We start from the raw sequence: 21869 nt of genomic DNA, 5'->3' as shown, positions 1-21869 counted from the left end.
CGAGATCAACGATGAAACTCCCCAAGTTCCTGACCACTGGCCTGCTTGCGTTCGCCCTCGCCCTTCCCCTCGCTGCCTGTGACGGCGGCGACGACGAGGGCACCTCCGACGAGAACGCCGACGAGAACGCTGACGAGAACGCCGACACCGAAGAGGGCACGATGGACATCACCTGCGACGTGTTCTGCGAGGCCTACATCAGCGGCTGCGTCCAGGCTGACCCGCCCTCGGACGAGTTCGAGACCAACGACATCTGCCTCGAGGCCTGCGGCATGTGGGACCAGGCCGGCGTCAACTGCCGCTTCGAGCAGATCCCCGCCGCCTGCGACCAGGCCGGCAACATGGGCTCGGCCTGCTGAGCTCGCGCCGCCCCGCCTAGGGCTTTCGAGGGCCGCTTCCACTGCTGGGGGCGGCCTTTCGCCTTGGTTCCAGGTCCTGACGCTATGATGGGGGCGTGCCTGCTTTGCGTCTGCCGTCGAGCCTCGCGCTGACCCTCGGCGCGCTGCTCGTGCTCGCGCCGGGCTCGGTCCTCGCGGCGCCGCCAGAGCAACCCCCGGCGCCCTTTGGCAAGGGCACGATCGTCCCGCGGCTGGGCCTGGGCGTGAACCTCGGGGACGACGTCAGCTCGGTCAACTGGGCCCTCGGCGCGGGCTACTTCGTGGTCGACGGCCTCGAGGTCGGGGCGCGCGTATCGGGCCTGCACCTGATTTGGGACGCGGGGCTGAAGTCCGAGCTGCCGGGCATCGAAGACGAGCTGCCGGGCACGCTGGTCGACGTCACGCCCCTGCTGCGCTTCGTGTTCTTCCGCAGCCCCTACTTTTCGCCCTACGCCTTCGGCGGCGCGGGCCCGACCTTCGTGACCAACAACGCCCCCGCGCCGGTCATTGGCCACTGGACCGCGGGGCCCGGCGTGGCGATTGGCTTTGGCGCCCACGTGTTCCTCGACATCTCCGTGAGCTTCTCCGGGCGCATGACGGTGGCGACCTGCGAGGAGGCCTTCACCGACACCTTCGAGTCCGCCGAGGGGCCGGTGGAGTTCGAGCTCGGGGGGCTGTGCCGGTGGCGGTGGAGCCCCGGCATTGGCCTGGGCGTCGCGTTTTAGGGCCTCGATACGGAGATCTCGAGCACACCCATGGCTGCGCCTGCGCGTGGGAGATGTAAGGTGTTCGTTTCTGGCCTCGGTTGACGAGGCAACGGTCCATGATGCGTCTGCGAATCGCCCTCCTCCCCCTCGCCCTCCTCCTCGCCGCTGCCTGCACGGGTAAGGAAGACACGAGCTCCCATGAGCCGGCGGCCCCCAAGGCGGAGGCCGCCTCCGAGAGCCCCGAGAAGGCGCCCGCTGAGGAAGCACCGGCCGCGTCCGCGGACGACGTCCGCTACCTCCGGGCCATGGCCGAGGCCTGCTTCGAAGAGGGCGCCGCCATCCCCGAGTCGCCCGCGACCCTGACCCCTGGCCCCGGCGAAGGAGCTCGGTGGATCGCCGAGTACGCCACCGCCGACGGCAAGGAGTACCGCTTCGAGCTCGATCCGGCGGCGGGGACCTGCAACGGCGAGGCGCTCACCGTCGAGAAGCCCGCGGCCTCGATCGGCGCCAGCGAGGCCGTGAAGCTGTGCTGGGAAGCCGCCCAGGCCAAGGGCGGCAAGGGGATGATGGGCTCAGCCCTGGTCAACGAGGCCCGGCTCTACGTCGGGGCCGGCTCCGTCGGCGTCTCCTTCCCCGAGGAGAACATGAACGGCGCGCCCGCAGGTCTCGACATGGCGGTGAACGTCGGCACCAAGGTCTGCACCGTCGACGTCATGGACTGACCCACAGCCGCCGGGAGCCGGGGGCGCTTCGTCGCTGTCCGCTCCTCCGCTTTGGCTTGGCGGGCAATGGAGTTCGTGCCATTGAGAGGGCGTGTGGTCGTCCCCGCTCGCGTGGGCGTGGATTCGTGGATAGTCGCTGAGTCGCTGAGTCGCGGACGTGGGGGCAGGGAGGGCGTGGCGTCGTCCGCGAGGGCTAAGAGAGTCCGATCTGACGACTTGGGGTTTGGCGGGTTGGCTCAGCCGGGAGCTACCCAGCAATTTCGGGGATCAGCAGGACCTGCTGGGTGCGCAGGTCCTCGCCCCGGGCGATGGTCAGGTTGAGCTTCGCGCCCACGCCCGCGAGCTGGGCGAGGTAGGCGACGTCGGACACCCGCGCGATGGGCTCACCGTCGACGGCGAGGATCAGGTCGTCGACCTGCAAGGACGCGCGGTCGCCCGGGCCGTCGCGGTCGACCCGGGTCACCCGCACGGCCGAGGCGTAGCCCGCGTGGGCGTGGCTGTTCTCGGCTCCGATGCCCAAACGGGTGTGGCGCATGCGGCCGTGGGTGCGGACCTCGTCGATGAAGCGCAGGGCCATGGGCGAGGGGATGGCGAAGGCGAGGCCCTGGCCGTCCTGGCGCACGGCGGTGGTGATGCCGACGACCCGGCCCTCGACGTCGACGAGGGGTCCGCCGGAGTTGCCGATGTTGATCGACGCGTCGGTCTGGATGAAGGACCAGATGCCGTTGGGGTCGAGGTCGCGGGGGCTGCCGAGGTCGGCGTGATCGCGGCGCAGGCCCGAGACCACGCCGACGGTGACCGTGTCGCCGAGGGCGAAGGGCTGGCCCACGGCCATGATCCACTCGCCTGGGCTGGGGTCGATGGACCGAAACTCGAGGGGCTGGAGGCCGTCGACCTCGCGCTCGAGCTGGAGCAGGGCCAGGTCGAGGAGGGGATCGGCGTAGCGGATCGTCGCCGGGACCTGGGTGCGGTCGGGGAGCTGGACCTTGATGTCCCGGGCCCGGGAGACCACGTGCTCGTTGGTCAGGATCTCGCCCTGGGTCGAGACCACCATGCCCGAGCCGATCCCGCGCAGGCGCTCGCCCCCCGCCTCGATCGTCGAGATCACGCCGATCACCGAGGGGCCGACGTCACGCGCGACGGTTGCGAAGTCGGGCAGCGTGACCGCGGCCCGCGGCGGGCTGCGATCGATGATCAGCGAGGGCGGGTCGCGGGGGCTCACCCCGGGCTGGAGCTTCGCGGGCCCCTCTTCGACGGGGCGACAGCCAAGGCACAGCGCGCTCGCCAGCGCCAGAGCGGTCAGGGCCGGGCGGGCCGAGCAGATCTGGCCGGGCGAGGTCGCGTCCACCATCGAGACGTCAGACTACTAGAAGGCCGCCGACGAGGGCAGCCAGGGCAGACGCTCAGCCCAGGGGCTGACCGGGGCCGCCGGCGGGCTGACCGGGGTCGCCGGGCTGATCGGGGTCGCCGGGCTGACCGGGGACGGCGGGCTGACCGGGAGCCGGCGCGGCGGCGCCAGGCTGGGCGGGCTGACCGGGAGCCGGCGCGGCGGCGCCAGGCTGGCCCTCGGCGCCTTGCTCAGCCCCCTCGGGGTTCGCGGCCCGGGCCTCGTAGCCGTCGTCGTCGCCGCCCTCTTCCTTGTCCTTGATGTTCTCGGACGCGTCGGGCAGGGTCTGGACGAAGCTGTCGTAGTCGGCCTCGGACACGTGGCCGCGCTTGATGTGACGCCGGACCGTCCGGTTGTCGAAGAAGCGCTCGGGATCGCGGATCGCCATGGTTGCGCGTTGTAGTCTCTGTGTCCCCCGCCGTCCAGACCCGCGCGGAAAACGCGTGGCTCCCCCGAATTGGGCGTCCGGGGGCGGCGCGGAAAAAATTGGCTCGGGGTCGAAGCTGCCGGGAATAGGACCGGGTCCCTTGGGTTCGGCGGCGCCCGGAATATACTCCCGGCCCCGTCCACGCGAGCTCCGCTGTCCACGACCGGAGCACGCGTTCAGGGCGCCTCGCTCCGACGGGGCCAGCGCACGCCATCCGAAGCCATGAGCTCTGCATACGATATCCGCATGAAAAACGAGCTGGTCGAGCGCGAGAGCGCCTTCGTCGATCAGCTCTTCTCCGAGGTTCAAAAGGTCGTGGTCGGCCAGCGCGAGATGATGGAGCGCGTGTTCATGGGGCTGATCTGTGGCGGCCACGTGCTGCTCGAGGGCGCCCCGGGTCTGGCCAAGACGCTGACCGTCAACACCCTCGCGCGCTGCATGACGCTGGACTTCAAGCGCGTGCAGTTCACCCCGGACCTGCTGCCCTCGGACGTGCTGGGCACGGTGATCTACAACCACCAACAAGGTGAGTTCACCAACAAGCAGGGCCCGGTGTTCACCAACCTGCTGCTCGCCGACGAGATCAACCGCGCGCCCGCCAAGGTCCAGAGCGCCCTGCTCGAGGCCATGGCCGAGCGCCACGTGACCATCGGCGACACGACCTACCCGCTGCCCAAGCCCTTTTTGGTCCTGGCCACGCAAAACCCCATCGAGCAAGAGGGCACCTACAGCCTGCCCGAGGCCCAGCTCGACCGCTTCATGTTCAAGATCCGCGTGGACTACCCCACGGCGGACGAGGAGCTGACGATCATCGACCGCATCGCGGTGCCCGGCGAGTCCCGGCTGCCCGAGGTCAACCAGGTGATCACGCCCGAGCAGATCGCCAACGTGCGCAAGGTGCTCGAGGAGATCATCTTCGAAAAGCCCGTGCGCGAGTACATCGTGTCGGTGGTCGGGGCCACGCGCGAGCCGGCCAGCGCCCAGCTCCCGGGCCTGGCCCCCTTCATCGACTTCGGCGCCTCGCCCCGGGCGTCCATCGCCCTGTTCCAGGCCGCCCGCGCCCACGCCTTCTTGCGCCGGCGCGGCTACGTCAGCCCCGAGGACGTCAAGGCCGTGGCCCCGGACGTGCTCCGCCACCGCGTGATCCTGTCTTACGAGGCGGAGGCCGAGGGCAAGAGCGTCGAGGAGATCGTCCGGGTGATCCTCGAGCACGTGCACGTGCCCTGAACGACCGAGCGATCGATGGCCACCACGCACGGCAACGCTGAGAACCAGGCGGCGAGGGACCGCGCGGCGACCACGGAGTTGCTGCGCGAGGTCCGGCGCATCGAGATCCAGACCTCGCGGCTGGTCGACCAGCACCTGTCCGGCTCCTACCAGTCGATGTTCAAGGGCCGCGGCGTGGCCTTCTCGGAGGTCCGCGCCTACGAGCCCGGCGACGACGTGCGGACCATCGACTGGAACGTCACCGCGCGCACGGGCGAGCCCCACGTCAAGCTCTTCTCCGAAGAGCGCGACCTGACGGTGATGCTGCTCGTCGACATGAGCGCGAGCTTGGACCTGGGCTCGACGGTGGCGAGCAAGCGCAACCTCGTGGCCCGGCTCGCGGCGACCTTCGCGTTCTCGGCGATCCGCAACAACGACCGCGTGGGCCTGATCGGCTTCACGGATCGCGTCGAGGTGTTCGTGCCGCCCCGGAGCGGGCGCAAGCACGTGCTCTCGGTGGTCCAGCAGATCCTCACCCACCGCCCCAGCAGCCGGCGCACGGACGTCGGCGTGGCCCTGCAGACCATGTCCCGGCTGCGCCGCAAGCACGCCGTGGTCATCTTGATCTCCGACTTCATCGACGTCGGCCTGGGCGGCGCTTCGTCTCAAGAGCAGCGCCAGGCGGCCGCGTTCGAGAAGGCCCTCAAGCTGGTGCGTCGGCGCAACGACGTGATCCCCGTGCGCGTCGAGGACCCCATCGAGCTCGAGCTGCCGGCCCTGGGCCTCATCGCCGTGGAGGACCTCGAGCTCCTCGAGCTCGGCGGCGTGGGGCTCATCGATCTGGGCGGGCGCCGGGCGGCGCGCTACAAGGACGCCGTCGCGGCCGAGCGCGAGGCCTTTGACAAGCTCATGCGACGGCTGCGGCTGGAGACGATGTCGATCCGCTGCGGGGAGAACTGGCAAAAGCCGCTCGTGCAGTTCTTCGAGCGCCGGGCCCGGAGGATGCGGCGATGACCGGCGGGATCACGCTGCAGGTCGCCCTCGCGGGCTTGCTCGCCCTGGCGCCGACGGAGGAGACGGGCGAGACCGGCGAGGCGATCGCGGCCGAGACGGATACGGGCACCGAGACTGGTCTGGAGTCTGGAACGGAGACGGGCGCCGAGCTCGGGACGGAGACGGGCGCCGAGCTCGGGACGGAGACGGGCGCCGAGCTCGACGACGCGCCGCCCCCCGTCGCGGCCGCCCCCGCGCCGACGGCCGCCCCCGACTCCCCGCTCACGGTCACCACCCGGCTGACCCCCGAGCCCTCGCACATCGGCGACCTGCTCACCTACGAGATCATCGTCGCCTTCCCGGCCGACCACTCGGTGAACCTGCCCAGCGGCCTCGACCTGAGCCCCCTCGAGCGCGTGGACGTGGCCAGCGGCGAGGTCGAGCCCACGGGCCAGGACCTGCGCCAGCGCTTCACCATGACCTTGCAGGTCTTCGAGCTCGGCGAGCTCGAGGTGCCGAGCTTCCCGATCACCTGGATCGACCCCCAGGGCGAGGTCCACACCCACATGGTCCCGGCCCACGCCTTCGAGGTCGAGGCCTTGCTGGCCAACGAGGCCGAGCCCGAGCGCCTCGGCGAGGACCCGCCGATCTCCCTCGAGTACCCCAACATCCGGCTGGCGACGATCCTCTACGGCGTGCTCGCGGGGGTGGTGCTCGCGGGCTTGCTGGCGCTTTTGTGGCTGCGCTGGACCCGGCGCGAGCGACCGGTGGTCTTGCCCCCGCCGATCCCGCCCCACGTCGTCGCCCGCGAGGCCCTCGACACCCTGGCGGCCGAGCGCGACGGGCTGATCGAGGCGGGCGCGTACCAGGAGTACTACCTGCGCCTGACCGACATTGCGAAGAGCTACCTCGGGGCGCGCTTTGGCTTCGAGGCCCTCGACCGGACCACCGAGGAGATCGAAGACATCCTCGCCCAGGGCGGGGTGCCTCTCGACCCCCTCGACCCCCGGGTGGTGCTCGACTTCTTGCAGGACTGCGACCTGGTCAAGTTCGCCCGGCTCTCGCCGCCGGCCGAGGAGGCCCACGAGGCCCTCGAGGTGGTGCGCGGCATGGTCGAGCGCTCGACCCCCGTCGCGGGCCCTGCCAGCCCCGAGGCGGAAGGCGCGAGCGAGGTCGTGGTCGGCACCGGCGTCGTCATCGAGGACATCCCGCCCCGGGCCGAGCCGCCGCTGCCGGCCGAGCCCGAGGTCAAGCCCGAGGCGCCCGACGCGAAGTCGCCCGACGTCGAGTCGCCCGACGCGAAGTCGGAGGAGACCCCATGAAGCTCGGCTGGATCCTGCGCGTGTTCGGCTTCGGCGTGCTCGCGGCCGCCGTCGCCCTCGGCGTGCTGTTGGCGGCGCTCGGCGAGGACGTCCGCCACGTCGTGTTCGCCCACCCGCTGTGGCTGCTCCTGGGCGTCGTGCCCCTGGCGGCGCTGATCGTCCGCTCGTTCACCGCCCCGCGCCCGGCGACCATGCGCTTTTCTCGCAAGCGCAGCCTCGAGCGCGTCGGCGGCGGCTTCGCGGTGCACCTCGCCGAGCTCCCCGACGGCCTGCGCTTCGCGGCGGCCCTGCTCTTGGTCCTGACCTGCGCCCGGCCCCAGTCCACGCGCATGACCGAGCGCGTCGAGCACGAGGGCATCGACATCGTCATCGCCCTCGATCTGTCGGACTCGATGAGCAACCCCATGGACGGCCGGCGGGGCCTGGGCCTGGACCGGCTGACCGTGGCCAAGCAGGTCATCGACGAGTTCATCCGTCGGCGCCCCCACGACCGCATCGCGCTGGTCGGCTTTGGCGCCCACGCCTCGACCATCGCGCCCTTGACCCTCGACCACGCGGTGCTCCGCAACCTCATCGTGCAGGTGCGCCTGGGCGTGGTCGACGGGCAGGAGACGGCGATCGGCGCGGGCCTGGGCGTGTCCCTCAACCGCCTCAAAGAGTCGCAAGCCGCGACCAAGATCATCGTGCTGCTGACCGACGGGGTGCACAACGCCGACGGCATGGACCCGGACACGGTCGCCCAGACCGCGGCCGAGCGCGGGGTGGTGATCTACACCGTGCTCATGGGCCAGCAGACCGGCGATCGCAGCTCCGTCGACGCCGGGCAGCTCGAGCGCCTCGCGGGCGCGACCGACGGCTACGCCTACCTGGCCGAGGACACGCAGACCCTCGAGACGAGCTTCCAGGACCTGCTCGACAAGCTCGAGAAGTCGTCCATCGAGGGCGAGCAGATCCGGGCCGAGCTGTTCTATTGGCTGCTGTGGCCGGTGATCTTGCTGCTCTTGCTCGACGTCACCCTGCGCAACACCCGACTGCGGAGGTTCCCATGAGCGGCGCGCTGAGCTTGCTGGCCGAGCAGGGCATCAGCGATCTGGTGTTCGCGCGCAAGGGCCTGGTCTGGGTGCCCCTGCTGACCATGACGCTGGCCGTGCTCGCCTATCTGTGGGGGGCCCAGGCCCGGCGCAAGGGCATCGAGAGCCTCGGCAACCCGGCGCTGATCGAGCGCCTGCTGGCGACCGTGGACCAGGGCAAGCGCGTGCTCCGGGCGGCCCTGGTGCTCGTGACCATGGGCCTGGTCGGGGTCGCCATGCTCCGGCTGCAGTACGGCGGCGTCGCCCGGGTGCTGCCGACCCGCGGCCTCGATATCGTGCTCGCCGTCGACTACAGCAAGTCGATGCTCGCCGAGGACGTCTACCCGAGCCGGAGCGAGCGCCTCGAGGCCGAGCTGACCCGCTTCATCGACGAGTCCGGGCGCCGGGGCGATCGCGTCGGGGTGGTGATCTTCGCCGGCGCTGCGCGGAGCTTCCCGGTGACCTCGGACATGGGCGTGCTCTCGCTCTTCCTCGCGCACGCCGACCCGCGCACGGAGAACCCCGGGGGCACGGCGATCGGCAAGGCCCTCGACAAGTCCATCGATCTGCTCGTCGCCGTGCGCCGCGACGACTCGGGGGCCCGCGCGGACCAGGTCGAGGGCGAGGGCGAGGACGAGTCTGGAGCTCCCGAGGCTGCGCCGGCGCTGTCCGAGGCCGACCAGGTCATCGTCTTGCTGACCGACGGCGAGGACACCGTGGGCCGGCCCGAGGAGGTCGCGGCCCGGGCCGAGCAGCTCGGCATCCGCATCTACACCGTGGGCATCGGCTCGGACTCCGGGGAGCCGATCATGCGCTACGACGCCGACGGCCAGCCCGCGGGCTACGCCACCGACGCCGACGGCAAGCCGGTGATGACCCGCCTCGACGAGGGCACGCTGAAGACCCTCGCGGACCAGACCCGCGGCAAGTACGTGCGCGTGAAGCCCGAGAGCTTCGGCCTCGACGCGATCCGCGAGGAGGTCGAGGGCCTGGCCAAGGCGCAGCGCGAGGCCGCCGTCGAGATCCACCGCGAGGAGGCCTTCGCCTTCTTCACCATCCCCGCCGTGCTCGTGCTGAGCCTGGCCCTGGGCCTGGGGGATCGTCGCCGCCCGCCGGCCCAGGCGCGGCGCACGGCCCACCTGCGCCGCCGGACCCACAGGCAGCCCGAGAGCTTGGCCGCAGCGCCGGCCGGCGAGGCCGGTGTACCCTCGGCCGCGGAGACCCCGGAGGTGCGATCGTGAGCTCCAAGCTCGGTGCAGCCGCGCTGACCCTGACCCTGCTGGCCCCACCCCTGGCCAGCTCGCTGTCTGACTGGGCCCTCGAGAAGCTGGGCCTGGTCGAGGACGACCCCGGCTGGCTGCCCATGGCCCTGGCCAACACCGACGCCGACGTCGACCGGGCCATCGCCGCCTACGAGGCCGGCAACTACGACGACGCCCTCGAGGCCCTGGACCGCGCCGAGAAGCGCCGCGGCGAGCGGGCCGAGCTGCGCTACGACCGGGGCCTGGTGCTGTTCGCCTCCGGCGACCTCGAGGGCGCCCAGGCGGCCTTCTTGCGCGGGACCGAGTCCAAGGACCCGCAGGTCCAGGCCTCCTCGCAGTTCGAGCTCGGCAACCTCGCCATGGAGGGGGAGGACTGGGCCATGGCGATCGAGCAGTACAAAAAGTGCCTGCGCATCCAGCCCGACCACGAGGACGCCAAGTGGAACCTCGAGCTGGCCATGGAGCGCAAGCGCCAGGCCGATGAAGAGCAAGAGAAGCAGGACCAGGAGAACGAGGACCAGCAAGACGGGGAGCAGGATCAGGACCAGGAAGATCAGCAGGGCGAGGACGGGGAGCAGGACGAGCAAGACGGGGAGCAGGACCAGCAAGACCAGGGCGAGCAGGACCAACAGGACCAGCAAGACCAGCAAGACCAGGGCGAGCAGGACGAGCAAGACGGGGAGCAGGACCAGCAAGACCAGGGCGAGCAGGACCAACAGGACCAGCCGCAGCAGCAGCCTGGCGAGGAAGAGCAGGAGCAGGAGCAGCAAGCGCAGCCCGTGCAGGCCGGTGACATCGACGCGGCCCTCGAGGAGCTCGACCGCGCCGACCCCTTCATGTTCGGCCGCCCCCGCCCGACCCGCGGCGAGGTGAAGGAGGACTGGTGAGCTCGCGCCGAGACTTCGTCCACAAGGGCCTCGGCGGCGCCGCGGCCCTGATGCTCGTCGGCGCGTCGCGGACGGCCAGGGCCGCCGGCACGCAGATCGTCGCCAGCTTCGACACCGCCAAGATCGAGCAGGGCGACCTGGCCTACCTCGAGGTCCGCGTGACCAGCGACGGCCGGGACGTCTCGCGGCCCCGCTTCGTCGCCGTCGACGGCCTGTCCGTCGAGGCCCGAGGCACCTCGACGAGCATCTCGTCCACCTTCGGCCCCGGCGGGGGCCAGCGCACGGCCAGCCGGACTTACACCTACGCGGTCACGGCCCTGACCCCCGGGACCTACGCCCTCGACATCGACGTCGAGGTCGACGGGGAGATCCTCCACCCCATCGCCAAGCCCAAGCTCGAGGTCGTGGGCATCGCCGCGATCGAGCCCGAGCAGGGCAAGGCCAGCGACGTGCCCGAGGACCCGGAGCAGGAGGTCATCGTGTGGCCCGTGGTCGACCGCGCCGAGGCCTACGTGGGCGAGCAGATCATCTACCAGCTGCAGATCTGGGAGCGGGTCAACGGCAACCTGTCCATGGCCGGCGCGCCGAGCTTCAAGGACTTTTGGAGCAACGACCTCGACACGCCCAAGAAGGCTCGACCGCGGCGCCAGCTCATCGCCAACGTGCCCTATCGCGTGCACCTGACCACGCGCCGGGCCCTGTTCCCGCAAAAGGCCGGGACCGCGACCATCGGCGGCCCCAAGCTCCAGCTGCAGCCCACCGTCGGGCTGTTCTTTGGCTCGCGCAAGCAGCAGCGCCCGCGGGTCTATACCGGGCGCAGCCTGGCGATCACCGTCAAGCCGCTGCCCGCCGAGGGCCAGCCGCCAAACTTCCCGGCCAACAACGTCGGCCAGTTCACCCTCAGCGCGGCCGTCGACCGCACGCAGATCGCCCAGGGCGAGGCCGTGCGGGTGACGGTGACCGTCGCGGGCGCGGGCAACATCCCGCTCGTCGAGCTGCCGGCGTGGCCGACCATCGAGGGCGTGCGGACCTACGACCCGAAGCCCGAGAGCCCGGTCCTCGACACGGCCGGGCCGCGGCTGGCGGGCAAGCGCGACTACACCATGCTGGTCATCGCCGAGCGCGCGGGCGAGCTGCGCATCCCGGCCATCGAGCTGCCCTACTTTGACCCCGAGGCCGGGGCCTACCGCACGGCGACGAGCGAGGTCCTGACCCTGACGGTGGCCGAGAACCCCGACGCCGTCGCGCCCGAGCCGGGCCCCGCCGAGGCCAAGCAAGGCGGCGACGAGCCGCGCGGCGACGCGGGCTCGCAGCTCGGCGGACGCGACGAGGAGATCCTCGCCGGGCCCGTGGCCAGCGACACCCTCGAGCACACCGGCGAGCTCCGGGAGCGCTGGCTCGACCACCGACGCTGGCGCCGAGCCATGCTCGCGGCGCCGAGCGTGCTCGGCCTGACCTGGCTCGGCGTCCGCGCGGCGCAGCGCCTGGGTCCCGACGAGGCGGGTCGAGCCCGGCGCGCGACGCAGGCCAAGCGGCGCGCCGGCCTGGCCGAGCTGAGCGCGGCCGTCGACTCGGGCGAGGGCTTCTACGCCAGCTTGGGCGCGCTGCTCCAGGCCGTGGCCCTCGACCGCGCCGGGCCCGAGGGCGTCGGCCTGACCCGAGGTCGGCTCGTGAGCTTGCTGCGTGAGCAGGGGGTCGAGGACGCGGCCGTGGACCAGCTGCGAGATCTCCTCGACACCTGCGACGCGGCGCGCTTTGGCGCCGGGGCGGGGAGCGTGGAGGACCGCAAACAGCAACTCGAGCGCGCGCGCTCGATCGTGGACGACGCGCGCTGGAGGCCAAAGTGAGTCGGGTGAGCTGGGGTCGCGCGCGCCGCCCAATCCAGGCGTTGGCGCTGGGCCTCGTGCTGACGCTCGCGGCCAGCCACGGCGTCGCCCGGGCCGACATCCTCGACCAGGCCTACGCCGCAGGTAGCGAGGCCGCGGCGGCCGGTGACTGGGAGGCGGCGATCGAGCACTGGACCGAGGCCGCCGAGTACTTGCCCGGCCGCTCGGCCCAGCTCGACTACGATCTCGGCACGGCCCACGCCCAGCTCGGCGAGCTCGGGCCGGCGACCTACTACTTCGAGCGCGCGCTCCAGCCCGAGGCCCGCCCCAGCTCCGAGCTCGCCAAGCTCGCCCGCCGCAACCTGTCCGTGGTGCGCCGCCAGGCCGAGGTCGAGGCCGAGGTCGAGGGCCGCCAGGTCGCCTGGCGCGAGGGATGGTGGAACCTGGTCGTGGAGATCCTCGCCGGCCAGGCGGTCGCTTGGGTCGCGCTCGTCAGCGCGTGGCTCGTGGTCCTGGGCGTGGGCGGGCGCTGGTGGCTGCGGCGCAGGGACGGTGGCGCGAGTACGCCCCGAGCGCGCACCTTGGGCGCGGCCTCCATCGCCTTCGCCGTGCTCGCCGCCCTCGGCGGGATCCTCCACGGCCTGGCCTACGACGCGGTCCACGGCACGCCCGAGGCGATCACCCTCGAAGCGGGCACACAGCTGCGCGAGCGGCCGGGCGCCCACCTGCCGCTGGCCTTTGCGGTGCAAGGCGGATCGCGGGTGCGCGTGCTCGAAGAGCGCTCGGGCTGGGTGCGCCTGCGCCTCCCCAGCGGTCTGGAGGGGTGGACGCGGCGCGAGTCCGTCGCGCGCTTGGACCAGCCGTGGGTGCGTACTCCAGTGCGCGCCGAGGCCGACGCGGAAACACCTCCAGCGGGCTCTCGCTGAACGGTGTGCTGAGCGTCGTTTGGCTCGACTTCGAACACGCTGCATCCCACATCGGATCACATTTGGAGCCACCCAGGAGCGGCCCGAGATGGGTCCAAAGTGCGGCCTGGGCGTCCAAAAATGCCGTGGCGCCCCTTCACACACAGCGATACTCTACCCATCGGTGTTGTCGGTCATCGCCACGAAGATTCGGACAGCGAAGGACGCGTTTACCCACTCGTCCACCGTCGGCCGGATCTATGAGGGGTACCTCCTCTCGACGCCCGTCGTGGGACGCGGGATGGTCCTGTTTCGTGACCCCAACGGCCGACGCATGGTGACCACCTCGGTGCGTCGCGTGCTGACGACCTCCGACGACGCGGTGCTCTACGTCGAGACCGAAAATAGCGTCTACCGCCTGCGCATCCGCTCGCAAAAGCCCGCGGCCGCCATCGCTGGCTGAGCGCCGAGCAGGCCCCAGAGTTTTCGTAGCCGTGCCGTGTTGGTAAGGATGCGGCGATGGCCGTACGCCTCGAGCTGCGCAAGGACGCCGGGAAGTTGGACCCTCGCTCGGGTCCGTGGATCCGCCGCAAGCAGGTGGGGCGCGTGCTCGGGCCGCCCGACCCGAGCGCCGTCGCGGCCCTCGTCGATCGTCGCGGGAAGGTCCTCGGCCACGGCCTCTACTCGCCCGAGTCGGCCATCGTCTTGCGAATGATCCAGTGGGGCGAGCGAGCCCCCGAGCCGCGCTGGCTCGAGGCGCGCGTCGAGGCGGCCCTGCTGGCTCGGCGTCGGCTGGGCCTGGGCGTGGACGGGCAGACCACCGGCTACCGCGAGGTGAACAGCGAGGGCGACGGCCTGCCGGGCCTGGTCGTCGATCGCTTCGGCGCCTGGCGTGTCTTGCAAGTGACCACCGCGCCCATGGCCGCGCGCATCGACTCCATCCTCGCGGCCCTCGGTGGAGCGGCACAGGGCCTGGACGGCTGCATCGTGCTCGGCCCCCGGTCGGCGGCGGAGCGCGAGGGCTTCCCGGCCTTCGAGCGAGTGCTCGACGCGTCGGGCGGACCCGGCGACGCGCCCGAGGCGCTGCGCTGGCTGGAACACGGCCAGGTCGTCACGGCCCCCGCCCCGCCTGCGCAAAAGACGGGCGCCTATCACGACCAGCGGGACAACCGGCGCGCCTTCGCCAGCCTCGTCGCGGGGCTCCCCGCGCCCCACTTGGGAACAGAGCCAGGAGCGATCCTCGACCTGGGCTGCCACGTCGGCGGCTTCGCGATCGCGGCCGCGCGGGCGAGCACGCGCCGCGTCGTCGCGGTCGATCAGAGCGCGGCCGTGCTCGACTACGTCGTCCGCAACGCCGCCGCCAACGGCCTGGAGCCCGGGCGCGTGAGTTCAGTGCGCGCGGACATGTTCGGCTCTCTGGACGCCCCCGAGCTCGCCGGACCCTTCTCCGCGATCGTCTTCGACCCGCCCAAGATCGCCAGCAGCCGCCGCGATCTGGGCCGCGCGACCGGGGCCATGGCGCGAACCAGCGCGACCTTGCTGCGCCGCCTGGAGCCCGGTGGCGTGCTCGCGCTGTGTTCGTGCAGCCACCACCTCGGGGTCGCCGAGCTCGATCGGGCCATGCTCGAGGCGGGCGAGCGCAGCGGTCGTCCGTGTTCCCGCGTGGCCGTGTGGGGCCCGGGCCCCGACCACCCCGTATGGCCGTGTCACGTCGAGGGTGAGTACCTGCGCGTGGCCGTGTACCAGCGCCGTGAATGAAAGCCGGTCGCCCGGGCACTCCCCGTTCGCTCCAACTCTCGTCGAGACTGTCCCGGTAGTCGCCCACCCCGGCTGCGCCGGGATCCATGAGCTACGAAAGCGTCGTCCACGGATTCAGCTGGCGTTGAACCCGTGGGCGGCTGCCTTTCCGAGTAGTAATCAGATTGCCGGGGTGAGTTACACGCAAAGCCCCCCAGCGAACATCGCGACCGGGGGAGGAATCGACGCGCGAGATTGGAGCCGATCGGCCCCCGTTGATATAGTGCTGGGCGGAGAAGGCTTGCTCTTGACCATCGACCCACGACCCCTTCACGAGCGCGCCCTCGACACGGGTGCGCGCCTGCTCGCTGCCGGCGTGTGCTTATGCCTGGCCTCGGCCCCCCTCCCCGCGCTCGCCGCCCCCGCCGAGGACGAGGGGATCGACACCGAGAAGAAGGCCATGGACGTCTACAACCAGGGCAAGGAGGCCTACGACAGCGGCGACTACGACGAGGCGCTGCAGCTCTTCCTCGAGGCCCAGAGCCTGTTCCCCTCGCCGGTGTTTCACTACAACATCGGGCTGTGCCACGAGTCGCTCGAGAACTTCGAGCAGGCCATCATCTCCTACAAGGCCTACCTGCGCTCTTACGAGAGCGCCTACGGCGAGCAGCCCGACGACCAGGTCAACACCGAGAACAAGATCTCGCGGCTCGAGCAAGCCATCGAGGACAAAAAGGCCGAGGAAGAGGCGGCCGCGGCCAAGGCCAGCGAGCCCCAGGTGATCATCCAGGAGGTGCCGGCCGAGGAGGACGACTCCAACAAAGCGCCCGGTCGCGCGCTGATCATCGCCGGCGGGGCGCTCACGGCCGTGGGCGTGGGCGTGGCCGCGGGCGGCGGCGCGGTGTTCGGCCTCCAGGCCCAGGACTTCGCCAACCAGCTCGACGCCGTCTACACCGGCGGCAACCCCAACAAGGTCACCCTCGAGCAGGCGCGTGGCATCGACAGCAGCGGGCGCTCGGCGCAGACCAACCAGATCGTGATGATCTCGGTGGGCTCGGCCGTGGGCCTGGTCGGCGTCGGCCTGCTCGTCGGCGGCTTGATGCAAAAGAAGAAGGCGGGGTCGAAGGGCGAGACCCCCACGGTGGCGCCCACGGCTGGTCCCGAGGGCGCGGGCTTGATGATTTCCGGGCGGTTTTGAGGGCAGGATGATGCGTCGATTCTTTTCTTCCAGTGCACTGATCCTCATCGGCGGCCTCGGCCTTGGCCTCGGCGCCGGCTGCTACGGCGTCGAGTTCGACGAGGAGGCCTCGGACGCCTACTACTGCCAGACCGACAGCGACTGCGGCCCGACCCAGTCCTGCGCCCAGTTCCGCTGCGTCGACGACACGGGCCCGGCCCTGCGCCTGACGGGGCCCGAGCCGCTGACCCCCTTCGAGCCGTCCACGACCTCGATCGACGTGGTGTTCGACGCCTCGGGCCTCAACCTGGTCGAGAGCAACGACCGTGTCGAGGGTGACGGCCGGGTGGCGATCTCCCTCGACGGCGAGGAGCTGGCGATCGCGGACACGGACGTGCTGTCCCTCGCCCTGCCCTCGGACATCGCCCCGGGCGCGCACCAGCTGAGCGTCCAGGCCGTCTACGGCACGGGCGAGGCCTACACCAACCCCAGCTCGAGCGACTTCGTCACCTTCTACATCACCGACGGGATCCGCCCGCAGGTGGCGGTGGTCGAGCCCGGCCACGGCCACGTGCACGTCGCCGGCGAGCCCCTCAACGTGGCCGCGGCGGTCCGCAACTTCACCTACGTCGAGAACGGCACGGACTGCTTTTGGGCCGAGGACTGCGATCCCTTTGCCGAGGGGGCGGTCTGCGAGCAGTCGGGCGAGATGTGCACGGCGGACGGCGAGCCCAGCGAGGACGGCCACTCCCACGCCTACCTCGACGTCGAGGGCGACGACGACGACGACTACCCGGGCTGCCTGCTCAGCGCGACCACGCCCTGCAACCTCCGCTACGCCCTCAGCATGCGCTTGAGCGACAACATCGAGGGCGACGCCGACGAGGTCAGCGGGGTGATCCCCGGCGACCGCTTCGACGAGCCCGGGCCGGTGACCTTGTCGATCTCGCTGCAGTACAACAACCACGACGCCTACCCCAACGAGGCCTTCGTGATCTACGACCAGGTCACCATCGAGGTGATCGAGCGCTAGCGGCACGCTAGCTCGGGCTCAAACGCAGCTCGAGCAAGCGCAGCTCTTCGACGGCCGGGTCCTCGGGACTCGGCCGTACATATGTGAGGTACTCGAGGGCCCCGGCTTCGCGACGGAGCTCGCCGTGGCCGAGGACCGAGTGGGCCCCGGGCTCGAGCTCGGTCACGGGGAGCTCGGGGGACCACGGCCCCGTGAGCGCAGGCGCGCTGCGGACCACGGCGACGCCTTCCTTGGCGTAGAAGGCGAGCCACAGGTCGACGAAGCCGTTGAGGTGGACGCTGAGGCGCTCGGCGCCGTCGAACAAGGGCGCGGCCTCGTCGATGGCCTCGCTCCACCCGGCGCCGGTCCAAAACCGGTAGGCGTCGCGCTCGAAGGCCTCGCCCGCGGGCACGGAGGCGAGGGTGCAGGGCACCTCGACTTGCCGATCGGTGCACGCCCACACGTGGACCGCACCGTCGACGAGGGTCGGCGCGAGGCCGTAGGCGGGCTCGGGCGCGAGAAAGAGCAGGGTCGGCTCGGGCGCGGCGGGGTCGAACACCGGCCGCTGCGCGCCGAGCTCGACGGCGTTCCAGATGGCCACGGAGGACCCGACCGCCCCGCCCCCGCTCCCGCCGCTGCCCCCGTCGACGCGGGACTTGGCGTAGTAGACGAGCACCGGGCCGTAGAGGCTCTGGCGGGCCGCCCCGAGGGGCTCGAGGCGCACGCGCGCCGGGGGCTCGAGCTCGGCCCCGGCGGCCTCGAAGGCCAGCTCCTCGGCGGTCTTGATCAGCACCTCGGCGGGTCCTCCAGCGGCGTCCGTGGCCATCTCGAACGGGCCCAGGCCGTCGTCGGCGTCGAAGTCCATGGTCGAGGACCACGCGCTCGCGCGGTCGACTCGCCCGTCGGCGTCGGGCTGCAGGCTGGTCGTCGGGCCAAACAGCCACAGCCCGCGCTCGAAGGCGATCAGGCTCACGCCGCCGCGGGTCTGGGCCACGCCCTCGAGGGCCGGCACGCTCGCGCTCGGGCTGACTTCGGCGACGGACTCGATCTCGACCACGGCGCTCCCGCTCGCCCCCGAGCACGCGGCCAAGAGTCCCGCGCAGACGAACACGGGAAGCGGAGCACGTCGATTTCGCCTGGCATTGGCGCGCACCCTCGCGCATCGCTTCGAGCGTCGATGGGCCTTGGATCGCTTCGGCACGAGAGTGAGTGTAGCGCTCCAGACTGTAAGCATTTTATTGTTGCCTTCTTCGCATCAGATCAAAGCCATGGGCTGCATCACGGTCCCAACAAGTCTACTCTCGATCGCTGTTTGGCCCGCAATCCGGCTCGCACTTCATGCTTAGGAACGTTGAAAAAGTTGGATTTTTTTGGCGTATTTCCGTGTATCGAGCTTGATTTTAGGGGTGGTCTATCGCTATCTGAACACCATGGATCGCGTGGCTGCCCCCCGGCACGTATTTGCGTACTCTCTCGCTGGCATCGCGATGGCGTCCCTTTCGGCCTGCTATGTCGGGGTCCCGCAGGACCAGTGGAATGGGGTCTACGGCGAGGGCGAGACCTACGACAGCCTCGGCGACGAGGGGGACCAGGGCGAGAGCGGCGACGGCCAGGACGAGGCCGGCGACAACGGGGGCGACACGACCGGCGGCGGCGGAGACACGACCGGCGGCGGCGGGGACACGACGACCGGCGGCGGAGACACGACGACCGGCGGCGGAGACACGACGACCGGCGGCGGAGACACGACGACCGGCGGCGGGGACACGACGACGACCGGCGGCGAAGAGCCCTCCGGCCTCGTCGGCGACATGGCCCTGACCCGCGTGGAGGTCACCCAGGGCGTGGCCGTGACCATCGGCAACGGCAGCAACCCGATCCCCGCCAACAACCGCAACGCGCGGCTCGTCGGGGGCCGCGACGCGCTGTTCCGGGCCGAGTGGAGCCTGCTCAACGGCTTCACCTCCCGAGACATCCGCGGCGTGCTCGTGCTCGAGGACGGCGGCCAGACCCAGGTCTACGAGGACGTCCGCAACATCTCGGGCAACCCCAACATCAACAGCTACAACGGCACCTTCCGCTGGGAAGTGCCCGGCGAGGACATCGCCCCGGGCACCACCTATTACGTCGGCCTCTACGAGGTCAACGGCGCCGGCAGCAACAACACCGCCGCGCGCCTGCCCGCGACGGGCTCGGCCGACCTGGGCGTGCCCTCGGAGGTCCACGAGCTCGAGGTCCGCCTGGTCCCGATCCGCTGGATCTACGGCGGCGAGGACCGGACCGCGAACATCACCAACAACGTGATCGAGACGATCCGCGCCGAGATCTACGCCAAGAACCCGGTCTCGGCCGTCAACATCACGGTGCGCCAAAACCCGGTGGTCTGGCAAAACAGCATCAGCCTCGAGGGCATCTTGCAGGCCATCTCGACCGCGCGCAGCCAGGACAACCCGGCGGACAACGTCTACTACGAGGGCCTGGCCGACTTCGGCTGCTTCGCGGTCTGGAACGGCAACTGCTCGAACAACGGCGGGACCACGGGGCTGGGCTTCGTCACGCCGGCGGAGTCTTGGGCCGCCAACCAGCGCGCGTCGATCTCGGTGCTCTACGACCTCGACAGCTCCGCAGAGACCCTGACCCACGAGCTCGGCCACAACCAGGGCCGCGAGCACGCGCCCTGCGGCGGGGTGGCCTCCTCGGACCCCGGCTTCCCCTACGGCGGCGGGGGGATCGGCGTCCAGGGCCACCGCCTGGGCACCACGACCTTCTACAGCACCAGCCAGGGCAAGGACTACATGGGCTACTGCGAGCCCGCGTGGGTCAGCGACTACACCTGGGAGGCCACGGCCGATCGCATCGAGTGGCTGACCCCGGGGACCTGGTCGTCCGCGCCCGGCGACGACGAGTGGCTGCTCCAGGGCCTGATCGGCGAGAACGGCGAGGAGTATTGGACCGTCGTCCGCGGCTCCCTCGACCCCGACGCGGCCGACGAAGACTCGAGCGTGGTGTTCCGCGCGGGCGAGGTCACCTGGGACGAGCGCCCGGTCGTGGTCCGGACCATCCCCGACAGCGAGGTCGTGGTCATCGTCACCGAGCTGCCCGAGGGCTACGAGACCCCGGAGGTCTACGGCCTCGACAGCGCCGAGGACTTCCTGGCGGCGACGCAGGTCGAGCTGGTCCACTACGGGTACACGGAGACCGAGGTCACCGAGTTGCACCTCGCCGGCCACTTGACCGACGTCCGCTGACGCGGGTTGAGCCGGGTTGACCTCGGCCCACCGCCGTGCGCAACTGGAGCGCATGGCCGAAGCATCGCGCGCGCGGACCTGGCTGCGACGGGGGCTGATCGCCGCCCCGATCGCGCTCCTCGCCGTGCTGGCCCTGACCCTCGGCATCACCCTGGCGAGCCCCTCCCGTCAGCTCGAGGCCGCGACCACGCCCGCGCTGAGCCTCGACATGGACGGCGCCGCCGCGCGCCTGGGCGAGGCCGTGCGGCTCGAGACGATCTCGCCCGAGGACCCGGCGGACTTCGACCCCGAGCCCTTCCTGGCCTTCCACGCCCTGCTCGAGCGCAGCTACCCCAAGACCCACGCCGCCCTCGAGCGCCAGGTCATCGCCGACTACAGCCTGCGCTATCGCTGGGAGGGCGCGCGCCCGGAGCTGCCTCCGGTGGTCCTGCTCGCGCACATGGACGTCGTGCCCATCGCCGAGCCCGAGGCGTGGACGCGGCCGCCCTTTTCGGGGGAGCGCGTCGACGAGGCGGGCGAGGCCGCCGTGTGGGGCCGCGGGACCATGGACGACAAGGGCAACTTGCTGGCGATCTTCGAGGCCGCCGAGGTCCTCGTGGCCCAGGGCTTCGTCCCCGAGCGCACGATCTACCTGTGCTTTGGCCACGACGAGGAGGTCGGGGGCACCGGCGCCCAGGCCATCGCGGCCTCCCTGGTCGAGGACGGGGTCACGAACGCGGCGCTCGTCTACGACGAGGGCACGGGCGTGCTCCAGGGCCTGTTCCCCGGGCTGCCCGAGCGCGGCATGGCCATGGTCGCGCTGGCCGAGAAGGGCAACATCGTCGTCGAGCTGCGCGTCGAGGGCGAGGGCGGCCACGGCTCGACGCCGCCGGACCAGACGGCGATCGGCGTGCTCGCGGCGGCCATCGCCAAGGTCGAGGCCAACCCCTTCCCGGCCCGGCTCGAGGGGCCTTTTCTCCACACCTTCGAGTACGCGGGCCCCGAGATGGACTGGCCCCTGCGCCTGGTGGCGACCAACCTGTGGCTGTTTCGGCCGGTGCTCCAGGCCGTGCTGCTGGGCAAGCCGCGGACGGCCGCCTTCGTGCGCACGACGACGGCCGTCACCGTCATCGAGGGCGGGGTCAAGGCCAACGTCTTGCCGCCGCGGGCGACGGCGCGGATCAACCACCGGGTGATGATCGGCGAGACGCCCGAGGGGGTCGTGGACTACCTGGAGGCGGTCATCGACGACCCGCGCGTCGAGGTCGAGCACACCGCTGGCCACGGACCGTCGGGGGTCTCGCCGCACGAGGGGCAGGCCTTCGACATCGTCGCCCGCGCGCTCCGGGCCGTGCACCCCGACGTCGTCGTCGCCCCGACCCTCAACGTCGCGGGCTCGGACGCGCGCTACTACGAGGAGGTCAGCGAGGTCATCTACCGCTTCTCGGCCTTTCGCCTCGAGGACCACGACGTCGCGCGCTACCACGGCGTCGACGAGCGCCTGCGGGTCTCCGACTACGAGACGATGATTCAGTTTTACGGCCACCTGATCCAGGCCAGCTGGGACTGAGCGGCCATGTCGGGGGCGCCCTGGAGCGAGTCGAAACAGTGGCACCGGGACGTCG

20 protein-coding genes are annotated in these 21869 nt (G+C 71.1%); 17 read left to right on the top strand and 3 right to left on the bottom strand.

The annotated features are described in order from the left end of the window. Positions 1 to 11: 11 nt before the first annotated feature. From PPSIR1_RS10520 to PPSIR1_RS10510, 3 genes are all read left to right on the top strand, one after another. Complete coding sequence (locus tag PPSIR1_RS10520; RefSeq protein WP_006971024.1) at positions 12 to 359, top strand: hypothetical protein; 348 nt, start codon at positions 12 to 14, stop codon at positions 357 to 359. Positions 360 to 454: 95 nt separating this feature from the next. Beyond that, positions 455 to 1102 (top strand): hypothetical protein, encoded by a 648-nt coding sequence (locus tag PPSIR1_RS10515; protein ID WP_157595406.1) that lies wholly within the window; start codon positions 455 to 457, stop codon positions 1100 to 1102. Between the two features lie 98 nt (positions 1103 to 1200). Then, complete coding sequence (locus PPSIR1_RS10510) at positions 1201 to 1806, top strand: hypothetical protein (protein WP_006971022.1); 606 nt, start codon at positions 1201 to 1203, stop codon at positions 1804 to 1806. A 247-nt stretch (positions 1807 to 2053) separates the two neighbouring features. On the opposite strand, the gene PPSIR1_RS10505 is transcribed toward PPSIR1_RS10510, so the two are convergent. Continuing rightward, positions 2054 to 3157: a S1C family serine protease gene (locus tag PPSIR1_RS10505; protein WP_086001202.1), complete on the bottom strand. Its 1104-nt coding sequence runs from the start codon at positions 3155 to 3157 to the stop codon at positions 2054 to 2056. 52 nt (positions 3158 to 3209) lie between these two features. Next, entirely contained in the window at positions 3210 to 3581 is a 372-nt protein-coding gene (locus tag PPSIR1_RS10500) for a hypothetical protein (RefSeq protein WP_006971020.1), read from the bottom strand. 261 nt (positions 3582 to 3842) lie between these two features. Between PPSIR1_RS10500 and PPSIR1_RS10495 the strand changes: the two genes are divergently transcribed. The 12 genes from PPSIR1_RS10495 (at position 3843) to PPSIR1_RS10445 (ending at position 17038) form a co-directional block, all read left to right on the top strand. Beyond that, a complete protein-coding gene (locus tag PPSIR1_RS10495; RefSeq protein ID WP_045115777.1) occupies positions 3843 to 4847 on the top strand; it encodes an AAA family ATPase in 1005 nt (334 codons plus the stop codon). Positions 4848 to 4862: 15 nt separating this feature from the next. Then, complete coding sequence (locus PPSIR1_RS10490) at positions 4863 to 5840, top strand: DUF58 domain-containing protein (RefSeq protein ID WP_006971018.1); 978 nt, start codon at positions 4863 to 4865, stop codon at positions 5838 to 5840. Next, positions 5837 to 7141, top strand: coding sequence for a hypothetical protein (locus PPSIR1_RS10485; RefSeq protein ID WP_006971017.1), 1305 nt, complete (start codon positions 5837 to 5839; stop codon positions 7139 to 7141). Before PPSIR1_RS10490 ends, PPSIR1_RS10485 begins: the two co-directional genes overlap by 4 nt. Then, a complete protein-coding gene (locus tag PPSIR1_RS10480; protein ID WP_006971016.1) occupies positions 7138 to 8190 on the top strand; it encodes a VWA domain-containing protein in 1053 nt (350 codons plus the stop codon). Before PPSIR1_RS10485 ends, PPSIR1_RS10480 begins: the two co-directional genes overlap by 4 nt. Further along, on the top strand, positions 8187 to 9452 hold the full coding sequence (locus tag PPSIR1_RS10475; RefSeq protein WP_006971015.1) for a VWA domain-containing protein: 1266 nt from the start codon (positions 8187 to 8189) through the stop codon (positions 9450 to 9452). Before PPSIR1_RS10480 ends, PPSIR1_RS10475 begins: the two co-directional genes overlap by 4 nt. After that, positions 9449 to 10360 (top strand): tetratricopeptide repeat protein, encoded by a 912-nt coding sequence (locus tag PPSIR1_RS47665; RefSeq protein WP_006971014.1) that lies wholly within the window; start codon positions 9449 to 9451, stop codon positions 10358 to 10360. Before PPSIR1_RS10475 ends, PPSIR1_RS47665 begins: the two co-directional genes overlap by 4 nt. Further along, complete coding sequence (locus tag PPSIR1_RS10465; RefSeq protein WP_006971013.1) at positions 10357 to 12207, top strand: BatD family protein; 1851 nt, start codon at positions 10357 to 10359, stop codon at positions 12205 to 12207. Before PPSIR1_RS47665 ends, PPSIR1_RS10465 begins: the two co-directional genes overlap by 4 nt. A 41-nt stretch (positions 12208 to 12248) precedes the next feature. Next, positions 12249 to 13112 (top strand): SH3 domain-containing protein, encoded by an 864-nt coding sequence (locus PPSIR1_RS10460; protein WP_006971012.1) that lies wholly within the window; start codon positions 12249 to 12251, stop codon positions 13110 to 13112. 280 nt (positions 13113 to 13392) lie between these two features. Beyond that, a complete protein-coding gene (locus PPSIR1_RS47660) occupies positions 13393 to 13554 on the top strand; it encodes a hypothetical protein (RefSeq protein ID WP_006971011.1) in 162 nt (53 codons plus the stop codon). A 56-nt stretch (positions 13555 to 13610) separates the two neighbouring features. Beyond that, the gene (locus PPSIR1_RS10455) at positions 13611 to 14849 is read left to right on the top strand and encodes a class I SAM-dependent rRNA methyltransferase (RefSeq protein ID WP_006971010.1); all 1239 of its coding nucleotides are present in this window, start codon (positions 13611 to 13613) and stop codon (positions 14847 to 14849) included. A gap of 286 nt (positions 14850 to 15135) precedes the next feature. Beyond that, entirely contained in the window at positions 15136 to 16026 is an 891-nt protein-coding gene (locus PPSIR1_RS10450; protein ID WP_157595405.1) for a tetratricopeptide repeat protein, read from the top strand. Positions 16027 to 16033: 7 nt separating this feature from the next. Continuing rightward, positions 16034 to 17038 carry a hypothetical protein gene (locus PPSIR1_RS10445; protein ID WP_006971008.1) on the top strand — a complete coding sequence of 335 codons (1005 nt, stop codon included), beginning with the start codon at positions 16034 to 16036 and terminating at the stop codon, positions 17036 to 17038. A 7-nt stretch (positions 17039 to 17045) separates the two neighbouring features. On the opposite strand, the gene PPSIR1_RS10440 is transcribed toward PPSIR1_RS10445, so the two are convergent. Continuing rightward, the gene (locus tag PPSIR1_RS10440) at positions 17046 to 18128 is read right to left on the bottom strand and encodes a DUF4185 domain-containing protein (protein ID WP_045115776.1); all 1083 of its coding nucleotides are present in this window, start codon (positions 18126 to 18128) and stop codon (positions 17046 to 17048) included. A gap of 376 nt (positions 18129 to 18504) precedes the next feature. Between PPSIR1_RS10440 and PPSIR1_RS10435 the strand changes: the two genes are divergently transcribed. Both PPSIR1_RS10435 and PPSIR1_RS10430 read left to right on the top strand, forming a co-directional pair. After that, complete coding sequence (locus PPSIR1_RS10435; RefSeq protein WP_006971006.1) at positions 18505 to 20265, top strand: zinc metalloprotease; 1761 nt, start codon at positions 18505 to 18507, stop codon at positions 20263 to 20265. A 52-nt stretch (positions 20266 to 20317) separates the two neighbouring features. Beyond that, entirely contained in the window at positions 20318 to 21814 is a 1497-nt protein-coding gene (locus PPSIR1_RS10430; RefSeq protein WP_006971005.1) for a M20/M25/M40 family metallo-hydrolase, read from the top strand. Positions 21815 to 21869: the final 55 nt, after the last annotated feature.

Origin of the sequence: Plesiocystis pacifica SIR-1 (assembly GCF_000170895.1) — a bacterium.
Lineage (GTDB): Bacteria > Myxococcota_A > Polyangia > Nannocystales > Nannocystaceae > Plesiocystis > Plesiocystis pacifica.
The sequence above is the reverse complement of the archived record's forward strand: the minus strand, read 5'-3'. Positions and strand labels throughout refer to the sequence as shown.